Below are 22,325 nucleotides of genomic sequence, written 5' to 3'. Positions count from 1 at the left end.
ATGGCCACAAAGAATCCGCCGACCCACACCTTCCAGGCCCATCCCTGGCATGGCATTTCCCCCGGTGAGAACGCTCCCGAGAGCGTCACCGCGTACATCGAGATCGTCCCCACCGACACGGTGAAGTACGAGCTCGACAAGGAGGCGGGCATCCTGAGGCTGGACCGGCCTCAGCGCTTCTCCAGCCAGTGCCCCACGCTCTATGGGTTCATCCCCCGGACCTACTGCGACGAGCTGGTCGCCAGGCGCTGCGCGGAGCGCACCGGCCACAAGGACATCAAGGGAGATGGGGATCCACTCGACATCTGCGTGTTGACGGAGAAGGTCATCCCCGCGGGGGCGCTGCTGGTGCGCGCCGTGCCGGTGGGGGGCTTTCGCATGGTCGACGGCAACGAGGCCGACGACAAGATCATCGCCGTGCTGGAGTCGGACCTGGTCTACGGGACCTTCCAGCACGTGGCGCAGCTGCCCAACGCGCTCGTGGAGCGGCTCAAGCACTACTTCCTGACGTACAAGCAGCTTCCCAGTCAGGCCAAGCGCTCGGTGGAGATCGTCGAGATGTACGACAGCGCCGAGGCCCACGAGGTCATCATCCGCAGCATGAAGGACTACCAGCGCGTGTTCGGCCAGCCCCCGGCGGCCAAGCCGCGCGGCCGCGCCAAGCGCTGAGCCCCGCGCCTTCGCGATGCACGTGGGCGCTGGAGTCCTCGAGGCTCCGGTGCCCGGTGCGCGCGGCGGGGACGGTCAGCCGGCGGTGAGATTGATCAGCTTCGCGAGCTCGATCTCCAGGCCTTGCAGCTCCTCGGACATGTCCAGGAAGGCCAGGTCCTCGGGGGTGGTGGACTCGGCGCGGGCCTTGAGGAGCGCGATCTGCCCCTCGAGGAGCTTCTGCGCCTCCTTGGGATCGATGGTTCCCTGGCGGATGCCCTCGGCGATGGCGCCAATCTGTCGCACCTGCCCCGGGGCGCTCACCGACTCGGAAGCGAAGGCGTCCTGGGTGTTGTTCTCGTAGGCCGCCTTGATGTTCTTGAGGTTGTCCAGGCCCTGCTTGAGCAGGCCGATCTCCTCGTCCGCGGAGACCTCGCCGTCGGCCAGGGCGGACTCCACGGACGCGGACAGCTTCTGCTGGCCCTCGAGCAGCTTGCGAGACTCCTTGGGGGTGATGGCTCCGCTCTTCATGCCCTCGGCGATCTTGCCCAGCATCTTGCCCTGCTGCTCCTGGGTGGTCCTGACGAGCGGGGGGAGGCCGGGTTTGCCGATGCTGGGGGGGATGGCCATGGGTGACTCCGGGGGGAAGGCGCGACGGGGGAGAGCCGACTCGGGAGGCGGAGTCGTCAGCGACGCCGCGGGGAATTTGCAGTGGGCATGCCAATGTCTGGCGTCCACGCTAGCCAAGGACTGGCACTTCGAGCAAAGGCTGCTTCGCACGCGTGTTCCGGGCTGACACGGCGACAGCGAACATGCGTTCCCTGGTGTCTGTTGTCACCAGGTGGTGACTGCCGTTCGTGGCGGGCGGCGGGCGGAGTCCCGGTCCCCGAGAAAGAGTATTGAGGACTTTTTCTCGGCCCATTAGAGTGGTGCCAGGAGGCACACCATGGGAAGTCCGCTGCTCGCGACGGACGGCTACAAGTTCAGCATGGCGGAGGCTGGCTGGCCGCTGCGTCAGGAGACGTTCTACTACTCGCACCGCAAGGGAGGGCAGCAGGTGGTGCCGGTGGACGTCGAGTCCCATGTGCGAGCCCTGCTGCCGGAGCCCACGGAAGAGGACTACGCCTACCTGGCCCGCAACAGCTACGAGATGGGGGCGGGCTTCAAGGCGGCCATCCGCAAGCAGCGGCTCATCATCCGGGCCCTGCCGCGCGGCGCGCGCTTCTACGCGCGCGAGCCGGTCTTCACCCTCACGGGCAGCTCGGCCCTGGTGTCGTGGCTGGAGCCACTGCTCTTGCAGCTCAACTTCCGCATCCAGGTGGCCACGCAGGCGCTGGCGGACCGCGAGGCGCTGGCGCGGGCGCTGGCCGTGGTCTCGTGCGAGGAGGAGAAGCGCATCGCCCTGGAGACGCTGGACGCGGTGGGCGTGGCCGCCGTGCCCATCACCGTGGACTCCGAGGGCTACCACGCGCGGGTGCTGGCGGTGGTGAAGGATCTGGTGGAGGCGGTGGGCGACCCGAGCCGCATCTTCGAGGTGGGGCTGCGCGCGGCGACGTGTCTGCAGCAGCACGAGATCGCCGTGAGCGCCTGCCGCGAGGCCGGAGTCATGCGCACGAGCAACGTGTACCTGGCGAAGAAGCTGGGGATGATTCCGGTGGGCACCATGGGCCACGAGCACGTGCAGCGCTACGGCCAGGACGAGGCGGCCTTCCGCGCCATCCGCGAGCGGCGTCCCGAGCGCTCCAGCTTCCTGCTGGACACGTATGACACCCTGGGCTCGGGTCTGCCCACGGCCTTCCGCATCATCCACGAGGAGCCGGGCGCGGGGGACTCCATCCGCTTCGACTCCGGGGACAAGAAGACGCAGTACACCCAGGCGGTGTCGCGCGCGAAGGCGGAGGGCATCAAGCCGGTGCTCATCCTCGAGGACGGTCTGGACGCGCAGGCCACGCGCGAGTTCGAGGCGCTGCGCCGCGATTTCGGCTGGGCGCCCTCGCAGCAGTTCTACGGGTACGGCGGGTTCATCGTGGCGCGCACCATGGCGTGCCCCTTCACGCGCGACCGGGTGGCGGCGGTGTACAAGCTGGCGCGCACGGGCCACTCGCCGACGATGAAGTTCGGCAACGAGCTGGCCGAGGGCAAGCAGAGCATCCCGGGCACGCCGGTGGTCTTCCGTCGCCGCGGTGGCTCGGGCCCCATCGGGCTCATCGGCCAGGAGGGGGAGCCCGTGCCCGAGGGCTATGAGCTGCTCTCCGGCGCGCCAGCGGACACCTCGGCGCCCGTCGGCGGCGAGCAGCGCGTCGCGTACACCCGGACCACCCAGGCGTTGGTGGACGAGCTGCGCCTGCGGCACTTCCCCCGCGGTTTCCCGACTCCCTCGTGACGCTTCCTGGAGAACGCCATGTCGCTCCCCCTTCCGTCGTTCTATGACGATGCCCACGTGGGCTCGCTGTACCTGGAGCGCGCCGCGCGGGTGACGGACGAGGCGCGCCGCTACGCCCGGGAGCATGGGGTGCGCCCCGCGCGTGAGGATCGGCTGCGCATCGCCGCCTTCGGCATCGACGCGCAGGTGGCCTTCTGCCAGCCCGGGGCGAGCCTCTTCGTGCCGGGCGCCGTGGAGGACTCCCAGCGCACCCTACGCTGGCTGTACAGGAACCTGGATCGCATCACCGGGCTGGTGTTCTCCATGGACACCCACCGCGTCTTCCAGATCTTCCACCCCGGGTGGTGGCGGGATCCGGACGGCCAGCCGCCTCCGCCCCTCACGGTCATCACCCCGGCGGACGTGCGCTCGGGCCGGTGGCGCGCCACGCGGCATCCCGAGGAGAGCCTCGCCTACTGCGAGCGCCTGGAGGCCACGGGCCGCTACGTGCTCACGGTGTGGCCCTACCACGCGCTGCTCGGGGGGCTGAGCCACGCGCTGCTGCCGGCGATGATGGAGGCGAGCCTCTTCCACGCGCTGGCGCGCGACACGCCCACGCACATCATCCAGAAGGGCGAGGAGGCGCTCACGGAGAACTACTCGGTGTTCTCCCCCGAGGTGACGGAGGTGTCGGGGCGCACGGTGGGCCGGTTCGACCAGGAGCTCTTCGATCATCTGCTCACGTTCGACCGGGTGTACGTGTTCGGCCAGGCCAAGTCGCACTGCGTGCTGTCGACGCTGATGGACCTCAAGCGGCGCATCGAGGAGACGGACCGCTCGAAGATGGGGCGCATCCACATCCTGGAGGACGCGATGAGCCCGGTGCCCGCGCCGCCGTTGGAGCCGTTGCCGCCGGGGTTGGACTTCCCGCGCGTGGCGAACGAGGCGATGCGCGCGTTGCAGGAGGCGGGAATGAAGGTGGTGCGCACCACCGACCCGATCGAGGGGTGAGGTCGCCCGAGGTCCAGCGGGCGCGCCAGTCGCTGGCTCCCTACGCGCGTCCGGCGGTGGCGGTGGACCTGGTCGTCCTCACGCTGGTGGACGGGGCGCTGCACGTGCTGCTCATCCGCCGGGGCGAGCCTCCCTTCGAGGGGAAGCTGGCGCTGCCGGGAGGCATCCTGCGCGTGGGCGACGGCATGGAGGACCAGGGCGAGGACCTGGACGTGGCGGCGGTGCGCGAGCTGCACGAGGAGACGGGGCTGGAGTCGCGGGACGTGCTGCTGGAGCAGTTCGCCACGTTCGGCCGGCCGGGGAGGGATCCGCGCATGAGGGTGGTCTCGGTGGCGTACTACGCCCTGGTGCGGCCCGAGCTGGCGCGGCGGGTGCGGGCGGGGGGAGACGCGGCGGAGGCGCGCTGGGAGGCGGTGGAGCGGCTGGACGCGAGCACCCTGGCGTTCGACCACGAGGACATCCTGCGGGTGGCGCTGGCGCGGATGCGCGAGAAGCTGGACACCTCGTCGCTGGCGTTCTCGCTGGTGCCCGAGCGCTTCACCATTCCGGAGCTGCGCGCGGTGTTCTCCGCGGTGAAGGGCGAGCCGCAGGATCCGGGCAACTTCCGCCGCAAGGTGAAGCGGCTCATCGAGGACGGGGTGCTGGAAGCGGCGCCCGGCGTGCGGCGCACCGCCTCCAAGCCCGCCGCGCTCTACCGCTTCCGCGCGGCGAGCCCGGAGCCGTCGGCGCGTGGGCACAAGGGCGGGACGCGTCCCGCCTGACGTTCCCGCACCACGGTCCCGGGCCCTGGCACCTTGAAACCCGGGTTGTCCATGACTGGGTCGAGCTGCAAGAGAACGTCTGATTGTCGACGATGAGTAATGCCTTGCATCACCGTGGCATCTCGCGCAAAAAAACCGGCATGGTGAACTTTTCCGGCAATGCCATCACCCTGGATGGGTTCAGCATTTAATTCAAGGGAAGCGAGATCAAGAAGAAGGGTAGGCGTTGACGGTTTATTGGTGCGTTTTGCCCCTGGCGTACGACGTCTGGATGCCACTTCGTTGCTTGCATTGCCTGGCTTCATCTAGTGTCTTCCGCGCTAGATACCCTGAGTTGGACACGGCGAGGCCGTGACTCCAGGGGGCGGTGTAGCCTCAGAGGGAGAATTCATGGTGAAGTCGCTAGGGACGGTTTTGTTCGTCGCGCTCGTGTTGAGCGGTTGCGAGGTGCTCAATCCGAAGGTGACCGAGGTTCAAGTCACCAGCGAGGCCAGTCAGCTCCTTCCCGGTGAGAAGACGACCCTCACGGCCTCGGTCTTTGGCGAGGGTCCCTTCATCCCCGATCTTCAATGGACCGCGACTGGCGGGGGCGAACTCTCGTCCACCACCGGTTCTTCCGTCTCCTATACCGCGCCCGACGGGGTGAGTGAGGACACGCAGGTCACGGTCACAGTGACCGAGCGGACGTCTGAGCGCTCCGCTTCCGTGACCCTGACCCTCCTGGCGGCTCCCGGCGTCACCGGTGTGCAGGTGACGGCGGCGCGCAGCGAGTTGTTCGCCCAGGATAGCGTGGCACTCGAGGCCGCGGTGACGGGCACCAGTTCCTTCAGCTCCGAGGTGACCTGGAGCGTGGAGGGAGAAGGCTCGCTCTCGGCCACCACGGGGGCCGGCGTCGTCTACACGGCGCCCGACGTGGTGAGCACGGATACTCAAGTCATCGTGACCGCGACCTCCGTGCAGATGCCCTCGCGTTCCGCTTCCACGACCCTCACGCTCAAGGCTCCGCTCATCACCGCCGTGAAGGTGACGGCGGCGCGCACGGAGCTGGTCGAGAAGGAGAGCGTGGCACTCGACGCCTTGGTGACGGGCGCTGGCGCCTTCAGCTCCGAGGTGATCTGGAGCGTGGAGGGGGGCAGCGGCTCGCTCTCGGCCACCTCGGGCTTGCATGTCATCTATACGGCGCCCGATGCCATCGGGGCGGACACGCAGGTGACGGTCACCGCGACGTCCGTGGCCGATGGCACCAAGGCCGACTCCGTGACCCTCGTGCTCAAGGCTCCGTTCGTCTCCGCGGTTGATCTCTCAGCCGCCCGCCCCCAGCTCTACGCGGGCAATGCCGTGGTGTTCTCGGCCACGCTTGTGGGGGCGGCGCCATTCGGCTCCAAGGTCGAATGGAAGCTGGTGTCGGGAGGTGGCGTGTTGGAGCCGCTCCCCAACGACACCGCGCGTCCCAACATGCGGTTCGCGCGCTACACCGCGCCGCGTACCGCCAGTACCCTGAACGCCACGGTGCAGGCCACCTCGGTCTACGATCCCACCAGGTCCAATTCGAAGAGCGTGCAGGTGCTGCCGCTCCCCCTGTCCATCACGGAGGTGAGCTCGGGCACTGGCAGCAACCGGCCCGGATGGCTCGAGCTGCGCAACCTCACCAGCGCGCCCGTCCAGCTCGCGGACTATGCGCTCCGTGCCCGGGCGTTCGACACGAGTACGAGTTCCTGGCTGTTCAAGGAGGTCATGCTGTTTCCGCTGCCCTCGCGCCTCCTGGCTCCGGGCGCGTACATCGTCGTCTCGGGCAAGGCCTTCCCCTCGGAGAACTTCGAGTCGAGTCAGATGATCTGGCTGAGGGAGGAGCCGGCCCTGGTTCCGCTCTGGTCGGGGGCTACCTTCATCGAGTTGGTCCGGAGCGACATCGGCGAGACGGTCGACTTCGTCCGCTTCGGCACCAGCACCCAAGCGCCCCTGTCGGAGGGCGCTTGGACGGGCACTTCGAATGTGCCCAATCTGCCGGCGGATGGCTCCTCGTCGGTTTCTTTCGTGCGCGTCACGGGTGCCAACGACACCAACGGCTCGAGCGACTGGTCCTCGCGGGCGTTCTCGACGCCGGCGGGCCCCAACGATGTGCCCGCGGGTGCCGTTGACGATGACTCGGACGGGATTCCCGACTCCGCCGAGGTTGCGGGCGGCCGTTTCGCGGGTCTGGACCTGTACGCCATGGGCGCACGCACCGCGCAGCGTGACCTCTTCATCGAGGTGGACCACATGCAGTCCACCAACCCCATCATCCTTCCTCAGAAGGAAGCCCTGGATAAGGTCGTCGCGGTCTTCGCCAGGCGCGGCATCCAGCTTCATATCGACGTGGGCACGCGTTTCAGCGCGAGCTTCAACCCGGCGAACTACAACCTGGGTCAAGGCCTCCCGGAGGTGCCCTTCGCCTCCAGCATCAACATGACGCGAGCCGGGGGGGAGGCGGCCAGCGTCTACGAACTCAAGTCGGCGCACATGGACTTCGCCCGCCGTGCGGCCTTTCACTACTGCGTTTTCGGCAGCACCCAGACTGTAAGTGGCACCGCCCCGGGCAACAGTGGCAACGCCGAGCGCCTCGGTAACGATTTCCTGGTGTCGCTGAGCGCGTACAAGTTGAGCACGGACACGGCGGCGCTGCGCAACCAGATCATCAACTACCAGGCCGCCGTCTTCATGCATGAGCTCGGCCATAACCTCGGCCTTCGTCATGGCGGCAACGTGGAGACCAATCTCAAGCCCAACTACCTGAGTGTCATGAACCAACTGTACGAGCTCGAGGGCTTGGGCCCGATCTCTGGAAGCTCCGCGGGCGACCGGTATTACCTCCGCAATAGGCTGAAGGGATACGATGGGGTTGATGACCTGGCGGACTCTCCGCTGAGCACCACTTTCGTCTTGGATTACTCGGATGGCTCTGGTGGCGTCATCAACGAGACCGCCTTGAATGAATCGGCCGGGATGTGCCGCGCGGGGGCCACGTCCATCGACTATGACAACAGCGGCTTCATCAGTACGACCACCTTTGATGTCAATCGAGACACTGTGTTCGAGGTGCTCTACGATCACAACGACTGGGCGAGCATCGTGCTCCCGTTCGCTCTTTCCCACAGCGTGGTCAGGAACATCGCGTCGCACGACACATCGTTCGAGCCGATTTCCGTCGTGCAAGACCATCAGCCTGTCGTGGATGAGGAGCCGCCCTCGCCGGCCCTCCTCTGGAACATCCATTGAACGGGTGCTTCCGGTAGCGCCATGGCCCCCTCTCGCGTGAGCCGGGCGACTATCCTTCCAAGCCCGCCGCGCTCCGCGGTTTCCGCGCGGCGGGCTAGAAGACTCCGCCGCGCGGGTTCGAGGGAGGCGCGCGTGCTGGAGCGCGCGGCTCAAGCCATCGTCTAAAACCAGACAGAGCCCGCCCCAAGGCAGTTCTGTCTACCCGGCGCGGGGGGTGACGTCGGAGTGTTCCTCGAAGAATCGCCTCACGAGGGTCATTGCGTTCATGAGCGCATCGACTGGGCCGACCCCCATGACGCATTTGATTCCAGGAAGGTAGCCCTCGATGAAGATCGGACAGTACCAGGCTCGCTCTTCCTCGCCGGGAAGAGGTTGAGGGCGTCCGACGAGGACTTTCGACCTCCTCGTGCTCCCATCGCTGGCGGTATAGGACCAAAGGTCCTCGGCGATGGGTTCATCGATCGTCGTCAACTGGGGGCGCCAATCTTGGGGACTCATGTGTGGACCTCGGAAGAGGATGACTCACGCGGCGGAGTTACGGCCCCGAGGAAGCTTCTGTCGTTGAGCGTTTGCATGGAGCCCTCTGGGGGCGTCTATGTACCCCAGAGGCGCTCAGGTGTGAATCGAGCGATCTGACAGTGGGGCTCCAGGCTCGCCTCGATTCACAGACGGAACTCGGTGAACGGCTCGCGGCACCCGGGCCCCGCCGCCACCCACATCGTGCGGCGCGCGGGGGCCATCACCACCGTGGCCTTTGTCTCCAGCGGCATCGCGTTGGCCGCGGGCGGCGAGTCATGCAGGCACAGCCGGCCCCCGGGCGTGCCGTGGTCCGCGAGCATCCGCATCACCGAGTCCGGCGTATGGCGGCCATGCTCCTGGGCCACCAACTCCTCGATGCGTGCCTTTCGTCCGAACGTGCACGGCGACACCAGGTGCGTGAAGTCCTGCTCCCGGAAGCGCTCGGACTGGTAGTGATTGGCGTGGACGATGACTCCCCGTTCGGGCCGCAGCAGGACGTGGTCGTCGTACGTGCTCTCGATGCCCACCACGCGCCCCTGGGCATCCGCCAGGTGGTAGTAGCCAATGCCTCTCGCCGCCGAGACGAGCACCTCCATCGCCGCCGAGAGGCTCGGCTGGCGCATCGCCCGGGGGATGTACACGGACAGGGGCAGCAGGGAAGGGCAGGGCCGGGGTGCCACCAGCGTGAGGTTGGCGCAGTTGCCCACCCCGTCGCTGTTGAGGTGGTAGTAGGGCGAGCCAGACAGGCACAGCGACAGTTGCTCGCGTCCGTCCTCATGGCGGATGCGCAGCAGATCCACCCGGGCGTCCGGACTCCAGTCGATCGTCTGTCCGAGGAGTGCCTGTCCATCCGCGGTCGCCTCGCCCGTGAGCGCCACCGAGGTGCACATGCCTCCGAGCTGTGAGCAGTGCACGGCCAGCTCCAGCATGCACTGGAGCGCGAAGGCTTCCTCATAGGGGAGCCCGGCACCCTCGGCCTGGCCCCGGATGAGCTCCAGCGCCTCCGGCTCGAAGGCGCGCACGTTGGCCTCCAATTGCAGCGCCATCCGCACCGCGTCCTGTCGCGAGGTGCGCGAGGGACCCTGGGACAGGGCGAAGAAGAAGGTCTCGGCCGAGGCGCGCAGGCTCTCCCGGCAGGCCTCTCCCCACTGCTGGCCAATCCGACGGGGGGTTCCCTGGCACTCGATGACTCGTAGTGGCTGTGTCGTCATGGCGTACACGCTACGGAGGGCGGCCCCGCCCGCGCTTGAACGAATGCGACACGTGTGCGCCGCTTCAGCCCGGAAGGCGGAACGCGCTCGGAGGGCGGCCCGTCAGCTCCCGGAACTCCCGCGTCATGTGCGCATGGTCCGCGTAGCCACAGCGGTACGCCACGTCCGAGAGCGAGCCGCCCTCGCTCGTTCGCAGCAGGCCGAGCGCGTGCTGGAGCCGCGTGATGCGCGTGTAGGTCCCCGGAGAGAAGCCCACGCGCTCCTTGAAGGCGCGTTGCAGGGTGCGTGGGCTGAGGTGCAGGGCCTTCGCCAGGTCGCCCGGGCGTGGAGTCTCCGGCCGGGAGAGCAGTTGGCGCAGCACCCGGTCGAAGCTGTCTCCGGAGGGGCAGGCGGTCCGTTCCAGCAGGGGCGTGAGCACTTCACACATGGGTCCCAGAGCGCCCGCGGACAGCAGGCGCTCGCCGAGCGCATCGAGGGACAATCCACCGACATGCCGCAACTCCACCGCCTCGTTGACCAGCTCGGCGGGGCTGGCGTCCACGAGCCGGGGCATGGCACCTGGGTGGAAGTGCACCATCAGGTAGCCCCGGCCCGCGTGCGTCGCCACGTGCAGGGGCCGGGTCACCGGGCCATACAGGACGGCCCGGCATCGCTCGGGCGTCAGCTCCAGCAGCAGGTCCACGTTGGCGTCGGCGACGACCTCGTGCTCCCAGGTGAAGGCGTGCTCCGGGGGAACCCACCGCAGGCACTCCACCCGGTGCCCGAGCGAGGCGGGGGCGGACATCTGCTCCATCCGCGGATCGAGGACGGTCGTGGCGGGCATGGCCGAAGTATAGTTCCCGGTCTGGTTCATGACCTCCCCGGACCGCAAGACACGAGGACGCACCTCCCCCGGGCGCCTCCAGGGGCTCGACGCGTACCTGCTCCACGAGGAGCGCGCGTTGCTCACCCGCCGGGAGGACGCCTGGGCCCATGCCGCCTTCGTGGACGTGGGCTTTGGCGAGCACCCGTGGACCACGCTCGACAGCGCCCGTGCCTTCCGGGATGTCCACCCGGAGCTCCCCGTGGTGGGCGTGGAGTTGGATGCCCACCGCGTGGCCGCCGCCCAGGCGCACGTGGACGCCCTCACCGACTTCCGGCAGGGCGGTTTCTCCCTGCCCCTGCGGCCCGGTGAGACGGTGCGCCTCATCCGCGCCATGAACCTGCTGCGCGGCTACCGTCCCGAGGACGTCCCCGGCATCCACCACACCCTGGGAGGAGCGCTGCTCGAGGGCGGGCTGCTCGTCGAGGGCAGCACGGACACGTCCGGCGCGGTGCTGGTCGCGCACCTGCTGCGGCGCGTGCCCGGGGGGCTGTCGCGCGAGGCCCTGCTGTTCCACACCGACTTCAGCCGCGGCTTCGCCCCCGTGCTCTTCCGGGACTGGCTGCCCCGGGACTTCCGCCGCCGGGTGAAGCCCGGAGAGCCCATCCACGCCTTCTTCGCGCGGTGGACGGAGGCCTGGGAGCAAGCGCGCGCGGCGGGCCCCCTGTCGCCCCCGGACGCCTTCCGCCAGTCCGTCCTGGGTCTGGCCGAGCGCATCGAGGGCCTCGACACGCGGGCCTGGCTGCTCGAGCACGGTTATGTGCTCTGGCGGCCACGCGGGGGCGTGTTTCAATAGAATCGCTGTTCACTGGGGGGGTCTCCTCATTAAATGCGCCCCCCGTGACCTCTTCTCGCTTCGCTCCCTGGTCGCTGCTCGCCGTCCTCCTGTTGTCTACCACCGTTCAGGCGCAAGCCTATGACGGGGCTCGCCGCGAGGAGGTGGACGCGGGCGTTCACACGCCCGTGCTCACGAAGCCTCCCGAGCTCGTCCGCTCCGTGGAGGCCGTCTACCCGTCCGAGGCCGCCGCGGCCGGCAATATGGCCTCGGTGGAGATGGTCATCACCATCGACGCGCAGGGCGCCGTGTCCGACGCGCAGGTCACCCGCCCCGTGGGGGATGGTTTCGACGAGGCGGCGCTCGAGGCGGTGCGCCAGTTCCAGTTCTCCCCGGCCGAGGTGGACGGGGTGCCCGCCCCCATCCAGGTGCAGTACGTCTACAACTTCGTCCTCCAGCCGCCCAAGGTGGAGGAGTCCGCGCCGCCGCCTCCTCCTCCCGAGGCGACCCTCACGGGGCAATTGCTGGCCCGGGGCAGCCGGACGCGCGTGGAGGGGGCCACGGTGCGCTGTGGGGACGACCCGGAGGCGCCCGAGGCCATGTCGGACGCCGAGGGTCGCTTCACCCTCAAGGTCGCCCCCGGCGAGTGTGACGTGCGCGTGGTGGCCAGCGAGTACCACCTCTTCACCACCAAGGAGACGCTCGCCCCCTCGGAGACGACGGAGGTCATCTTCTACCTGATGCCCAAGGCGCCGGGCTTCGAGACGGTGGTACGCGGCGCGCGCGAGAAGAAGGAAGTGGTGCGCCGCACCCTGGAGCGCCAGGAGTTGCAGAAGGTGCCGGGCAGCTTCGGAGACCCCATCCGTGTCATCCAGAACCTGCCGGGCGTGGCGCGTACCCCGTTCGGCCTCGGCCAGCTCCTGGTGCGCGGCGCGGCGCCGGATCAGACGCTCACCTTCTTCGATGGCGTCGAGGTGCCCATCCTCTTCCACCTGGGTGGTGGACCCTCGGTGCTCAACTCCGAGTTCATCGATCGGATCGACTTCTACCCGGGCGGCTTCGGCGCGCGCTACGGCCGGGCGGTGGGCGGCGCGGTGGACGTGGCCACGCGCAAGGGCTCCACCGACACGCTGCACGGCTCGGTGAAGGTGGACCTGCTGGACTCGGGCTTCTTCCTGGAGTCTCCCATCACCGAGGGCATCTCCATCTCCGGCGCGGCGCGGCGCTCCTATGTGGACGCGCTCCTGCCGCTCGTGTTGCCCAAGGATCCCCAGGGCGGCTCGCTGCTCGTGCTGCCGCGCTACTGGGACTACCAGGTGCGCATGGACTTCGGCGCCAAGCGCGGGAGCGAGCCCGGAGAGGGGGGACGCCACTCGGGCTATGTGATGGCGTTTGGCTCGGATGACCTGCTGACGGTGGTGGCCACGGGCGGTGGCCGCAACCGCGACATCACCGTGGACACGCGCACGCTCTTCCACCGGCTCAAGGGCGACTGGACGTACCGCAAGGGCAACTTCTCCTCCGTGCTCACCCCGTTCGCGGGGTACGACCTGGGCAGGTTCGCCTTCGGCGAGATCTTCCTCGACGCGAACGTCTGGTCGCTCGGATTGCGCGAGGACCTGGCGCTGGAGGTGACACCGTGGCTCACCGCGCGGGCCGGTGCGGACGTGCTGTTCGAGCACCTGGTGGGCGAGGGGCAGATCCCCGTCATCGGCGGCATCCAGTTCCCCCCCTTTCCCGGTGCCGAGCCGCGCTCGGAGCCGCAGCCCCTCAAGCGCACGGCCAATTCCTTCGATGGCGCGCTCTACGCGGAGCTGGACGTCAAGGCGGGTCCGGTGACGCTGACGCCCGGGCTGCGCGCCTCCGCCGCGCGCGTCTACGGGCAGAGCCGCTCCGCGTTCGATCCCCGGCTGTGGGTGCGCTTCCAGCCCACGGAGAAGACGGCCCTCAAGGGCAGCGTGGGCCTGTACAGCCAGCCGCCCGAGGCCTTCAACCTGGATCCCGCGCCGCTGGGCAATCCCAACCTGCTGCACGAGCGGGCCTTCCAGACGAGCCTGGGCGTGGAGCAGCAGATCACCGACCTCATCAGCATAGACGTCACGGGTTATTTCAACCGGCGCTACGATCTGGTCGTCTCGCCGGGCAACACGGTGCAGAACGAGGATGGTTCGCTCACCCGCTACCCCTATTCCAACCAGGGGCTCGGGCGCGCGTACGGCATGGAGGTGTTGTTGCGGCACGCCGTGACGCGCGACTTCTTCGGCTGGCTGGCCTACACCCTCAACCGCTCCGAGCAGCGGCGCGCGGGGGGAGATGATCCGTACTGGCTGACCACCTTCGATCAGACGCACATCCTCACGGCGGTGGCCAGCTACCGGCTGCCGTGGTGGGGCCTCGAGCTGGGCGCGCGCATGCGCTACGTCACCGGCCGGCCCACCACGCCGCTGCAGCACCTGTTCGACCGCTACGACGTGGACCGCAATCGCTACTACGGCTCCTATGGGGAGACGGACTCCGCGCGCTTCAAGCCCTTCCAACAGCTCGATCTGCGGTTGGACAAGAATTGGGTCTTCCAGCGCTGGACACTCAACGCCTACATCGATGTGCAGAATGTCTACAACGCCTCCAACGTGGAGGCGACCTTCTACGACTACCGCTACCGGGAGCAGTTCGAGGTGCCTGGCATCCCGATCCTCCCGGTCATCGGCGTCAAGGGGAGCTTCTGAGTCATGCGCCACCTGTTCGCCCTCCTGGGCTTGTTGCTCTGCTCCGCCTGTCTCGAGGAGCAGGACGTTCCCTCGAGCGTGAAGGATCTGCGCGTGCTCGGGATCCAGATGGAGCCGCCCGAGCTCTACTCTCCCATCTGCTCCACGGACCCGACGGTGCTCGCCGCCACGTTCGCGCGTCCGGTGCAGCTCAGCGCGCTCATCCCCGACCCGGTGGGTGACGGCCGCGAGCTGGAATACGTCCTCGCCGCCTGCTCCTCGCAAAACGATGACACCTGCGAGGAGGATCGGGTGGAGCTCAAGCGCGGAGTCACCCGGGGCGGTGAGCTGCGATTGACCCTGTTTCCAGGCCCGGGCGCGGCCACCCTTCCGGACGGCACGCCCCTGGTCCAGCGGGTGCTCGAGGAAGACACGTACAAGGGATTGGGCGGTGTGCGGCTGCCCCTGGTGCTCGAGGTGCGCGGCGGGGACGAGCGCATCTTCGCCAGCAAGTTGATGGTGTACGACTGCCCGTTCTTCCCGGAGATGAAGCCCAACGTGCAGCCGCTGCTGCCGGATCCGCTGTTGGAGGACGAGCCCTGGGTGGCGGACGTGCCACGCGAGCTGTCCGGACCGGGTCCCTTCCGGCTCGAGGCGCCGGACTTCTCCGCCCTGGAGGAGGCCTATGTGGTGCGCTCGTTCGAGCTGAAGCCGGTGCCCCTGATCGAGTCCTGGCAGCTCTCGTGGCACACCACGCTGGGGGCCATCTCTCCCAACGAAACGGGGGGCGCGGATCCGGGCGGCGGCGAGGGTCGGCACCGCGTGGAGTGGCAGCCGCCGCGAGACGCCCAGGCCCAGGAGGTTCGCTTCTGGGTGGTGGTGCGCGATGGCCGCGGCGGCTCGTCCTGGATTTCGCGGACGGTGCGCTACACCCCCTGAAGGTTGTGGGCGGCCCATCTCGCGCCGGCCTGGCGCAGGGACTCGGCGGCGGAGGTCTCGGAGTCCTTGCTCGCGGAGAGGTCGATGACCTCGTCGAACGGAGAGCCCTCCGCGCTCGCGTCCGGAGTGACCTGGCCCGCGAACATCACCGTGTGCCGGCCGAGCGCCCGGGCCTCCTTCGCCAGGGCTCCCGGGCCCTTGCCGAGCGCCGTCTGCCGGTCGAAGCGGCCCTCCCCGGTGAGCACGGCTCGCGCGGCGGCGAGCCGCTCGGACAACCGCAGCGTCCGGGCCACCAGCGTGTACCCGGAGACGATCCTCCCCCGCGCCAGCGCCACCAGGCCATAGCCGAACCCTCCCGCCGCGCCGCCACCCGGTGTCTGGGCGAGGCCGGGCGAGAGGACCTCGGCGAAACGGGCCAGGGCCGCTTCCAGCTCCTCCACGGCCGCCGCGTCCGCTCCCTTCTGGGGGCCGAAGAGGCGCGCGGCCCCATCCGATCCCAGCAGCGGCGAGGTGACGTCCGTGGCCACGAGCAACTCCACCTCGGCGAGCCGGGGATGGGCGCCGCTCGCGTCCACGCGGGCGAGCCGTTGGAGCGCCGCGCCTCCCAGGGGGAGGGGAACGTCACTCGCGTCGAGGAAGCGCCAGCCGAGCGCCGTGAGTGCTCCGCTGCCTCCATCGGTGGTGGCGCTTCCCCCGAGGCCGAGGATGAGCCGCTGGCAGCCCCGCTCCAGTGCGTCCCGCATCAACTCGCCCGTCCCCGTGGTGGAGGCGCGCCGCGCGTCCCGCTCCCCGGCGGCGAGCAGCGACAGGCCCGAGGCGGCGGCCATCTCGATGACGGCGGTGCGTCCCCCGTCCAGCAGGCCATAGGTGGCCCGCACGGGCTGGCCGAGGGGTCCGGTGACGGTGCGGCTCACTCGCTCGCCGCCCACGCCGGTGAGGAGCGCGTCCACGGTGCCGGGCCCTCCATCCGCGAGCGGCGCCACGTCCAGCTCCACCCCGGGCGCGCCCTGGCGCAGCCCCTCGGCGAGGGCGGTGGCCGCCTCGGTGGCCGTGAGGGTGCCCTTGAACTCCTGCGGGGCGACGAGCCAGCGGCTCATGGCTCCTCCTCGGGCCCGTTTTCGGAGAGGGCCTCCGCGTGCCAGTCGAGCAGCTCCCGGGGGCCCGTCAACGTGGGCATCAGGCGTTGGGAGATGCGCTCCAGGCGCACCAGCAGGGTGGTCACCGTGTCCGCGGGCTGGCGGGCCGGGCCCCGGATGCGCTCGCAGAAGAAGGTGCGGCAGCCGAAGGGCCGGTCCGCGTACACGGTGCAGCGTCGGCCCTCGGTGTCCAGGTAGGGGCAGCCGCCGTCCTTCCGGGGCGGGGGCAGCGGGTGGCGGCGCGTGAGCAGCAGCCATTCGGGCCACCACAGCCAGGGCTGGCGCCGGGTCTTCGCGAGCTGGCAGCACTCGCCACTGGCCGGGCAGGAGAAGGGGGCGTAGGCCGCGTCGGCCTGGCGGTAGACGGTGCGCAGCTCCTTGAGCGCCCGCTCCTCCTCGTGGGTACCTCCGGAGAAGGGCCGCTCGTCGCCCTCTCCGCCGCCATCCTCGTCCCAGTCCCGGCCGCGCATGGAGTCCTCGGACTCGACTTTCGCCATTTTGAGGAGGGCGAGCAAGGAGCAGCCGAGCTGTGGGGAGGGACGGCCACTGGACGGTGGGTGAGGCTGACCAGGACTTCCTCTCACGAGCACGCCTTCCGAGACGTTCCAAGGCAAACTCGTGGGGTTCCTCCGCGTCAGGATTGAGGCGGTTCTTTATGAATGGTTGAAAAGGGCCTGCTCCGCCCTCTTGTTTCACGGAAACGGTTGCGATACCGTGATATTGTAAATACCCATGGCTACTTCATCGTTCCCCCTGTGTCTGGCGCACGGGGGACAGGCAGGCAGAAGGGCTTGGAGCCGTTTTGACTGAGGAGGGTACATGATTGGTAATAGAGTCAATAAGCCTCACGACCCGCGGGTTGCTGCTTCAGCAAGACAGAGCTCTCCGGCCCAGTCGACCCAGGGCGTGACTGGCGGCGCCACGACCACGGCGAGCACGGTCCCGGGCACGATTGCGGCACAGTCCGCCTCTGGGCAAGGACCCCTCTCCGCCAGCACCTCCAGCGTGCACCAGGATGGGCTCGACAAACCAAATCCTCATGGCCGGGACGCCGCCACTGCGGCCAGGCCTCCGACGACAGAAGACTTCCGCTTGCTGAACTCGCGGCGCGACTCCGTGCTGCCCACGAACCGCCGCGAGGTGGTGGACACCGCCTCCCCTGGAGGTGCTGGGACCGCGCTGCATCAGGCGGTGTTGGAGAAGGATATTGATAAGGTGCGAGCCTTGATTTCAGCGGGCGTGCGGCCGACGGCTTTGGACGAATCCCGGAGATCACCTCTTGATCTCCTCGATTCCATGTCGCTGGACCCTTCGACAAAGCAACAGCTTCGCCACGAACTCCTTGCCTCGAAAAACCCGACGGCACCAGCCCATTATACCAAATGGGAGGCCGGGCACGGAAGTCCATGGGGGTTGGAAATCCTTGTTTCCGGAGAGCTGAAAGGCGGCGTAAACGATGCCAAGGGAGGTGCCGAGTCGCTCGAAGGAATGGTCTTCTTCTCGGACCGGACGCCTGAGCGTTCGACGGACAGCACGACGCGAGCCAACTTGCGAAACAAAGCAAGACTCTATGCGGAGGGCAAGGGAACAAAGCCTTCTTCGGCCGTCAACCGTGCTTTGCAATACAAGATGACCCAGGCGTTGCAAGAGGCCGCGGACAAGGGGACGCCACTGGAGCTGACGAAGAAACCGATTCAGATCAACGTTGACTCCATGGACGAGGCCCATGCCGCGCTCAAGACGCAAATGCAGTCAATATTGACCGACAACAGCTTCTTGCTTCCCGGATTGGCGAAGATGTCGCCCGGGCAGATAAGCAGCAAATTGAAGTTTCCCAGTGAGATTACGATTTCGTCACGAGATGGGGGCGAGCGGAAGATCGCTGGAAGCGAACTCGCCGAACTTTATGCGAAGCTCGGTGGCGAACTGAAGTCGGAGCTTGAAAATGGCAAGGCACCGTTCCTTGGATTGATCAACAATGGAGCAATCGTGCCCATGGTTTTCGGATTCGAGAAGCTCTCGGGACTGAAGAGCCACACCATTTCTGGGGCTCCGAATGAGGCGCCCAAACAGTTCTCGTATCAGAACAAGAATCATCCGCTCGGTGGTTCGGAGACGGGCGGCAAGCTGAAGGAAATCGAGCTGCGGGACTTGAAGGATCTGGCGACGCTGCAATTGGGGTGCCTTGCCAAGGGGGTCGAAATTCCCCCAGATGTTGTCATTCGCATCAGTCCCGCCGCTGGGATCAAATCTCGAACCGGCGTCAAGGCGCAGTATCTGACGAGGGAGCAAGTCGAGGGGTTCAATTCCCGTCTGTTGCAGGAAATAGCGAGCGCCACACGATTGCCCCCGGGCGAAGTGTCTGCTGCTCTCGCGAAGGCCCCCATCAGCACGTTGCAAACCATCAACGGTAGTTTGCGCGAGCGCCCACTCGATACCTTTGTCCCCGAGCGCCGTTCTGGCGACGAGTTCATTCCGTGATTCGAGGGTGCTTCCTCGGCCGAGAGCCGCATGAACCACGTCTCTCGGCTGGCTGACAAGGGCGAGGGCCGGGTCAGAGCACCCGCAGCACGAAGCACTTGAGGTAGCGCGTCTCGCGCAGGTTCAACAACACGGGGTGATCCTTGCCCGCGCCCCGCTTCTCGACGATCTGCACCCGCCGCTTCGCGTCCGCCGCCGCCGAGGCCAGCATGTCCTCGAAGGCCTGCTCGTCGATGTGGTACGTGCAGCTCGCGGAGATGAGATAGCCGCCCGGCCGCAAGAGCTGGATGGCGCGCAGGTTGATCTCCTTGTAGCCGCGCAGCGCTCCGGGGATGGCGTCCTTGTTCTTGGCGAACGAGGGCGGGTCCAACACGATGGTGTCGAAGCGCTTGCCATCGTCCAGCGCGTCGCGCAGGTAGTCGAAGGCGTTGGCCACCACCACGTCCACGTTGGAGAGCTTGTTGGCCGCCGCGTTCGCGCGCAGCTGGGCCGCCGCCACGTCGGAGATCTCCACCGCCGTGACGCTCCTGGCCCGGGTGGCCAGCTGCAGCGCGAAGCCGCCCACGTAGGAGAAGCAGTCCAGCGCCTCGCCGAAGGCGTACTGCGACGCCATGACGTGGTTCTCCCGCTGGTCCAGGAACGAGCCCGTCTTCTGCCCCTCGAGCAGGTCCGCGCGCACGCGCACCAGCCCCTCGTCATAGGCCACGGGTCCGGGCAGCGAGCCCGTCAGCACGCCCTTCTCCTGGGGCAGCCCCTCCAGGGCGCGCACGCCCACGTCCGAGCGGTTGACGATGGCGCGGGGCTTGTACAGCTCCGTGAGCAGCTCCACGAACATCGCCTTGCGCTGCTCGGTGCCGGGGATGAGGAACTGCACGCTCACGCAGTCGCCATAGCGGTCCACCACGAGTCCCGGCAGCAGGTCCGCCTCGCCGTGCACCACGCGGTACGTGGTCTCGCCGGGCAGGGCGCGCTGGCGCATCGCGTCCGCGAGGGCCAGGCGCTGACGGAAGAAGTCCGTGTCCACCGGCACGTCCTCGTAGGACAGCCAGCGCAGGGAGATCTTCGACTGCTTGGAGTAGAAGGCCTTGCCGAGGAACCAGCCCCGCCCATCCACCACGCGCACCACCTCGCCGCCCTCCAGGGCGGGGTCGCCGTTGAGGTCGGCGCGGTAGATCCACGGGTGGCCCGCCTGCCAGCGCTCGACGCCCCGGCGCACGAGCGACACCTGGGGCAGCCCATCCGGCCCGATGTCCGGCGTGGTGCGATCCGGGGCGATCTGCTCGGGGCGGTGCGAGGGGCGTTTGCGCCCGGCGGGGGCGGGACCGGGGCGGCGATCAGGACGGGGACCGAAGGGGGGCTTGGGCATGGCTTCAGGCGCGTATACTCCAACCCGCGTGAGATACGACCTGCTCCTTCAATCCATGGTCCCCGGGGCTCCTTTCGATGGAGCCCGGCTCGAGTCGCTCCTGGTTGCCCGGGGGGCGAAGGCCCTGGCAGGCGGAGGGCATGCCTGGCACCTCGAACAGGGCTCGGTGGAGGTGCACCCGCTGCGCGAGGGCGGCCAGTGGGTGGCCACCGAGGTGCGCGTGCCCCTGTCGGACCGGGACGCCCTGGTGCGCGAGGTGGTGTCCCAGGCGGCGGAGCTGGCGAAGGAGGCCGAGGTGCGCCTCTTCGATCCCCAGCTCGGGCGAGAGCTGTCCGCCCACGACACGCAGGTGGTGGCGGACCAGTACCAGCGCACGGCGCGCTACGCGAGTGAGATGCTCGGACTGGCCTCGGCCATGCCCATGCCCTCGACCACGGAGAACCAGGGCTTCCAGCCGACCACCCGGTGGGTGCTGACCGTGCTGGGTTTCTTCTTCCTGCTGTACCTGGTGGTCAACTGGATGAATGGCCAGCTCAACGGAGAGTGAGCGCCGCGCCGCCGTCTTCACGGGCGCGCGGGGTCCGGGCGCATTAGGTTGGGCGGGTGTCCAGGTTCCTCTTGCCGCTCGTGCTCCTGCCGTTCGTGGAGCTCTACCTGTTGTCGCTCATCGCCCATGAGGTGGGGATCGTCCCCATGCTCGCCCTGGTGCTCCTCTCGGGAGTGATTGGCGCCTCGCTGGCCCGGAGGGAAGGGCTGCGGGTGCTGCGCCGCTGGCAGGAGTCCGTGGCCCAGCGCCGGGTGCCCGAGGAAGGGCTGCTGGGGGGCGTGCTCGTCCTCGCGGGGGGCCTGCTGCTGGTGCTCCCGGGCGTGGTGTCCGACGTCCTGGGCCTGTTGCTGTTGTTGCCGCCCACGCGCCGCGTCGTGGCCCGCTGGGTGCGCCGGGGCGTCGAGCGCCGCATGGCGTCCGGCTCCATCCGCGTGACGACGTTCTCCACGGGTCCCTTTCCCGGCGGTCCGTTCGGGCCGCCCCCGGTGGAGCCACCCTTTCCTCCGGAGTCCCCCCGTCGGCCCCGCATCGAGCGCGGCGCGGGCCCCGAGGTGGATGCCGAGTTCACCGAGGACAAGGGGCGCGAGTAGCCGGCCCGCCTCGGGGGCGCTACGGCTGGATGGGCAGGGCCTGGTACTCGCGCACCCAGAGCTTCAGCGAGCCCTGGCAGAAGCCGTCGAGCCGCTTGCAGTCCAGCTCCCGCTGCTCCTTCAAGGCGAGCGTCGCGTCGAACAGGAGCGCGCCTCGCGTGTCGCGCAGCCGCAGGCGCACATGCTCGTCCTCGGTCCACTGAGCCTCGGAGTGGAGCACGAGGCGCTTGCCGCCCAGCTCGAACGCCACGGGGATGTGTTCCGAGGGGGAGAGCGTGTACACGCCGGTGACGGCGGGGTGCTGTAGCAGCAGTTGCAGGGGCCGCTGGTGCTCCTCGGCCGACGGCATCGTCAGGGCGTACTGGCCGGTGATCTTCAGCGCCAGGAGGTCCAGGGTGGGGGCGTGCTCCTTGGCCAGGGGCTTCACCTGGAGCTGCTTGCGAGGGCCCTGCACGAGGGCGATGGCGCCCTGGGCGGTGCGGATGACGCCCGAGCAGGTGTCCTCGGGACAGTGGACGGTGAAGCGCCAGTCGGCCCCGGCGTCCGGGCAGGACTCGGGCACCTTCACCTGGGCCTGGGCCTTCGGGGTGAGCACGAGGCTCTGGGTGGCGCGGGAAGGACAGCGGAAGTCCACGTCCACTTCGAGCGCGGTGACCTCGACGGACGCGGGCTTCGAATCCGGGGTCTCACCGGCCGCGAGCAGCAGGGCGAGCACGCAAAAGGCGGAGTGCATGGCCCGGTTCTACCATCGGGTCCCGCGCTCCGCCTTTTCCGGGACGCTCGCCTTCCCGCCCGACTACTTGTCGGTCGCGTCCTCGATCTTGTCGCCGGCCTTCTCGGCGGCATCCTCGGCCTTGTCACCGGCCTTCTCGGCGGCGTCCTCGACCTTGTCGGCGGCGTCCTCGGCGGTGTCCTCGGCGCGCTCGCGCGTGTTGCGGTGGCAGCCCACGCTACCGGCCAGCAGCGTTCCCAGCGTCACGGCCAGCAGTGCCTTCCTCGTCATGGTGTGCTCCTCTGTGGTGTGGCCCCGGCCTCACCGCGCCGGGGTGACATCGGCGGGCGGAATCTAGGGATGGTCCGGCCACGTGCACGGGGATGTTGGGCGAGAGTGGACTGGAGCACAGAGATGGGAACGATGCTCGCTCGGGGAAGCGCTC

At 68.4% G+C, this 22,325-nt stretch carries 20 protein-coding genes; 11 read left to right on the top strand and 9 right to left on the bottom strand.

The window, feature by feature from the left end; translation table 11 throughout:
* Positions 1-669, top strand: coding sequence for an inorganic pyrophosphatase (locus tag CYFUS_RS39490; protein ID WP_095989892.1), 669 nt, complete (start codon positions 1-3; stop codon positions 667-669).
* A gap of 75 nt (positions 670-744) precedes the next feature.
* On the opposite strand, the gene CYFUS_RS39485 is transcribed toward CYFUS_RS39490, so the two are convergent.
* Positions 745-1,278 (bottom strand): hypothetical protein, encoded by a 534-nt coding sequence (locus CYFUS_RS39485; protein ID WP_095989891.1) that lies wholly within the window; start codon positions 1,276-1,278, stop codon positions 745-747.
* Between the two features lie 316 nt (positions 1,279-1,594).
* Between CYFUS_RS39485 and CYFUS_RS39480 the strand changes: the two genes are divergently transcribed.
* The 4 genes from CYFUS_RS39480 to CYFUS_RS39465 all read left to right on the top strand — a co-directional run bounded on the left by CYFUS_RS39480 (position 1,595) and on the right by CYFUS_RS39465 (position 8,037).
* The gene (locus tag CYFUS_RS39480; protein ID WP_095989890.1) at positions 1,595-3,031 is read left to right on the top strand and encodes a nicotinate phosphoribosyltransferase; all 1,437 of its coding nucleotides are present in this window, start codon (positions 1,595-1,597) and stop codon (positions 3,029-3,031) included.
* Between the two features lie 18 nt (positions 3,032-3,049).
* Entirely contained in the window at positions 3,050-4,021 is a 972-nt protein-coding gene (locus CYFUS_RS39475) for a nicotinamidase (RefSeq protein ID WP_095989889.1), read from the top strand.
* Positions 4,018-4,782: an NUDIX hydrolase gene (locus CYFUS_RS39470; RefSeq protein ID WP_232537076.1), complete on the top strand. Its 765-nt coding sequence runs from the start codon at positions 4,018-4,020 to the stop codon at positions 4,780-4,782. Before CYFUS_RS39475 ends, CYFUS_RS39470 begins: the two co-directional genes overlap by 4 nt.
* 390 nt (positions 4,783-5,172) lie before the next feature.
* Positions 5,173-8,037 carry a hypothetical protein gene (locus tag CYFUS_RS39465; RefSeq protein ID WP_198316299.1) on the top strand — a complete coding sequence of 955 codons (2,865 nt, stop codon included), beginning with the start codon at positions 5,173-5,175 and terminating at the stop codon, positions 8,035-8,037.
* A gap of 198 nt (positions 8,038-8,235) precedes the next feature.
* On the opposite strand, the gene CYFUS_RS39460 is transcribed toward CYFUS_RS39465, so the two are convergent.
* The 3 genes from CYFUS_RS39460 to CYFUS_RS39450 form a co-directional block, all read right to left on the bottom strand.
* On the bottom strand, positions 8,236-8,508 hold the full coding sequence (locus CYFUS_RS39460; protein WP_157758922.1) for a hypothetical protein: 273 nt from the start codon (positions 8,506-8,508) through the stop codon (positions 8,236-8,238).
* Between the two features lie 191 nt (positions 8,509-8,699).
* Positions 8,700-9,767, bottom strand: coding sequence for a C45 family autoproteolytic acyltransferase/hydolase (locus CYFUS_RS39455; protein ID WP_095989886.1), 1,068 nt, complete (start codon positions 9,765-9,767; stop codon positions 8,700-8,702).
* 64 nt (positions 9,768-9,831) lie between these two features.
* Positions 9,832-10,620, bottom strand: coding sequence for a helix-turn-helix transcriptional regulator (locus CYFUS_RS39450; RefSeq protein ID WP_157758921.1), 789 nt, complete (start codon positions 10,618-10,620; stop codon positions 9,832-9,834).
* Here CYFUS_RS39450 and CYFUS_RS39445 point away from each other — a divergent pair.
* Genes CYFUS_RS39445 through CYFUS_RS39435 form a run of 3 tightly spaced genes read left to right on the top strand, consistent with a single transcriptional unit; the run spans position 10,619 to position 15,048 of the window.
* Entirely contained in the window at positions 10,619-11,425 is an 807-nt protein-coding gene (locus CYFUS_RS39445) for a methylase (protein ID WP_095989884.1), read from the top strand. The genes CYFUS_RS39450 and CYFUS_RS39445 overlap by 2 nt on opposite strands.
* A gap of 44 nt (positions 11,426-11,469) precedes the next feature.
* Complete coding sequence (locus CYFUS_RS39440) at positions 11,470-14,130, top strand: TonB family protein (RefSeq protein ID WP_095989883.1); 2,661 nt, start codon at positions 11,470-11,472, stop codon at positions 14,128-14,130.
* A 3-nt stretch (positions 14,131-14,133) separates the two neighbouring features.
* The gene (locus CYFUS_RS39435) at positions 14,134-15,048 is read left to right on the top strand and encodes a hypothetical protein (protein WP_095989882.1); all 915 of its coding nucleotides are present in this window, start codon (positions 14,134-14,136) and stop codon (positions 15,046-15,048) included.
* Here the strand turns inward: CYFUS_RS39435 and CYFUS_RS39430 are convergent.
* Both CYFUS_RS39430 and CYFUS_RS39425 read right to left on the bottom strand, forming a co-directional pair.
* A complete protein-coding gene (locus tag CYFUS_RS39430) occupies positions 15,036-16,145 on the bottom strand; it encodes a glycerate kinase (RefSeq protein ID WP_095989881.1) in 1,110 nt (369 codons plus the stop codon). The two genes, CYFUS_RS39435 and CYFUS_RS39430, sit on opposite strands and share 13 nt — an antisense overlap.
* A complete protein-coding gene (locus CYFUS_RS39425; protein WP_095989880.1) occupies positions 16,142-16,654 on the bottom strand; it encodes a YkgJ family cysteine cluster protein in 513 nt (170 codons plus the stop codon). The genes CYFUS_RS39430 and CYFUS_RS39425 overlap by 4 nt, the downstream gene beginning before the upstream one ends.
* 349 nt (positions 16,655-17,003) lie before the next feature.
* On the opposite strand from CYFUS_RS39425, the gene CYFUS_RS51295 reads away from it, so the two are divergent.
* Entirely contained in the window at positions 17,004-18,665 is a 1,662-nt protein-coding gene (locus CYFUS_RS51295; protein ID WP_157758920.1) for an ankyrin repeat domain-containing protein, read from the top strand.
* A 73-nt stretch (positions 18,666-18,738) separates the two neighbouring features.
* Here CYFUS_RS51295 and CYFUS_RS39415 read toward each other — a convergent pair whose 3' ends face one another.
* Positions 18,739-20,031, bottom strand: coding sequence for a class I SAM-dependent rRNA methyltransferase (locus tag CYFUS_RS39415; protein ID WP_198316298.1), 1,293 nt, complete (start codon positions 20,029-20,031; stop codon positions 18,739-18,741).
* Positions 20,032-20,059: 28 nt separating this feature from the next.
* On the opposite strand from CYFUS_RS39415, the gene CYFUS_RS39410 reads away from it, so the two are divergent.
* Positions 20,060-20,578, top strand: a complete 519-nt coding sequence (locus CYFUS_RS39410; RefSeq protein ID WP_232537075.1) for a hypothetical protein — start codon at positions 20,060-20,062, stop codon at positions 20,576-20,578.
* A gap of 56 nt (positions 20,579-20,634) precedes the next feature.
* Positions 20,635-21,168: an FxsA family protein gene (locus CYFUS_RS39405; RefSeq protein WP_095989877.1), complete on the top strand. Its 534-nt coding sequence runs from the start codon at positions 20,635-20,637 to the stop codon at positions 21,166-21,168.
* 19 nt (positions 21,169-21,187) lie between these two features.
* On the opposite strand, the gene CYFUS_RS39400 is transcribed toward CYFUS_RS39405, so the two are convergent.
* Both CYFUS_RS39400 and CYFUS_RS39395 read right to left on the bottom strand, forming a co-directional pair.
* On the bottom strand, positions 21,188-21,901 hold the full coding sequence (locus CYFUS_RS39400) for a hypothetical protein (RefSeq protein ID WP_095989876.1): 714 nt from the start codon (positions 21,899-21,901) through the stop codon (positions 21,188-21,190).
* A 63-nt stretch (positions 21,902-21,964) separates the two neighbouring features.
* Positions 21,965-22,171 carry a YtxH domain-containing protein gene (locus CYFUS_RS39395; protein ID WP_095989875.1) on the bottom strand — a complete coding sequence of 69 codons (207 nt, stop codon included), beginning with the start codon at positions 22,169-22,171 and terminating at the stop codon, positions 21,965-21,967.
* Between the last annotated feature and the right edge of the window lie 154 nt (positions 22,172-22,325).

This window comes from Cystobacter fuscus (genome assembly GCF_002305875.1).
Lineage (GTDB): Bacteria > Myxococcota > Myxococcia > Myxococcales > Myxococcaceae > Cystobacter > Cystobacter fuscus_A.
This window is presented reverse-complemented; position numbering and strand designations above follow the sequence as displayed.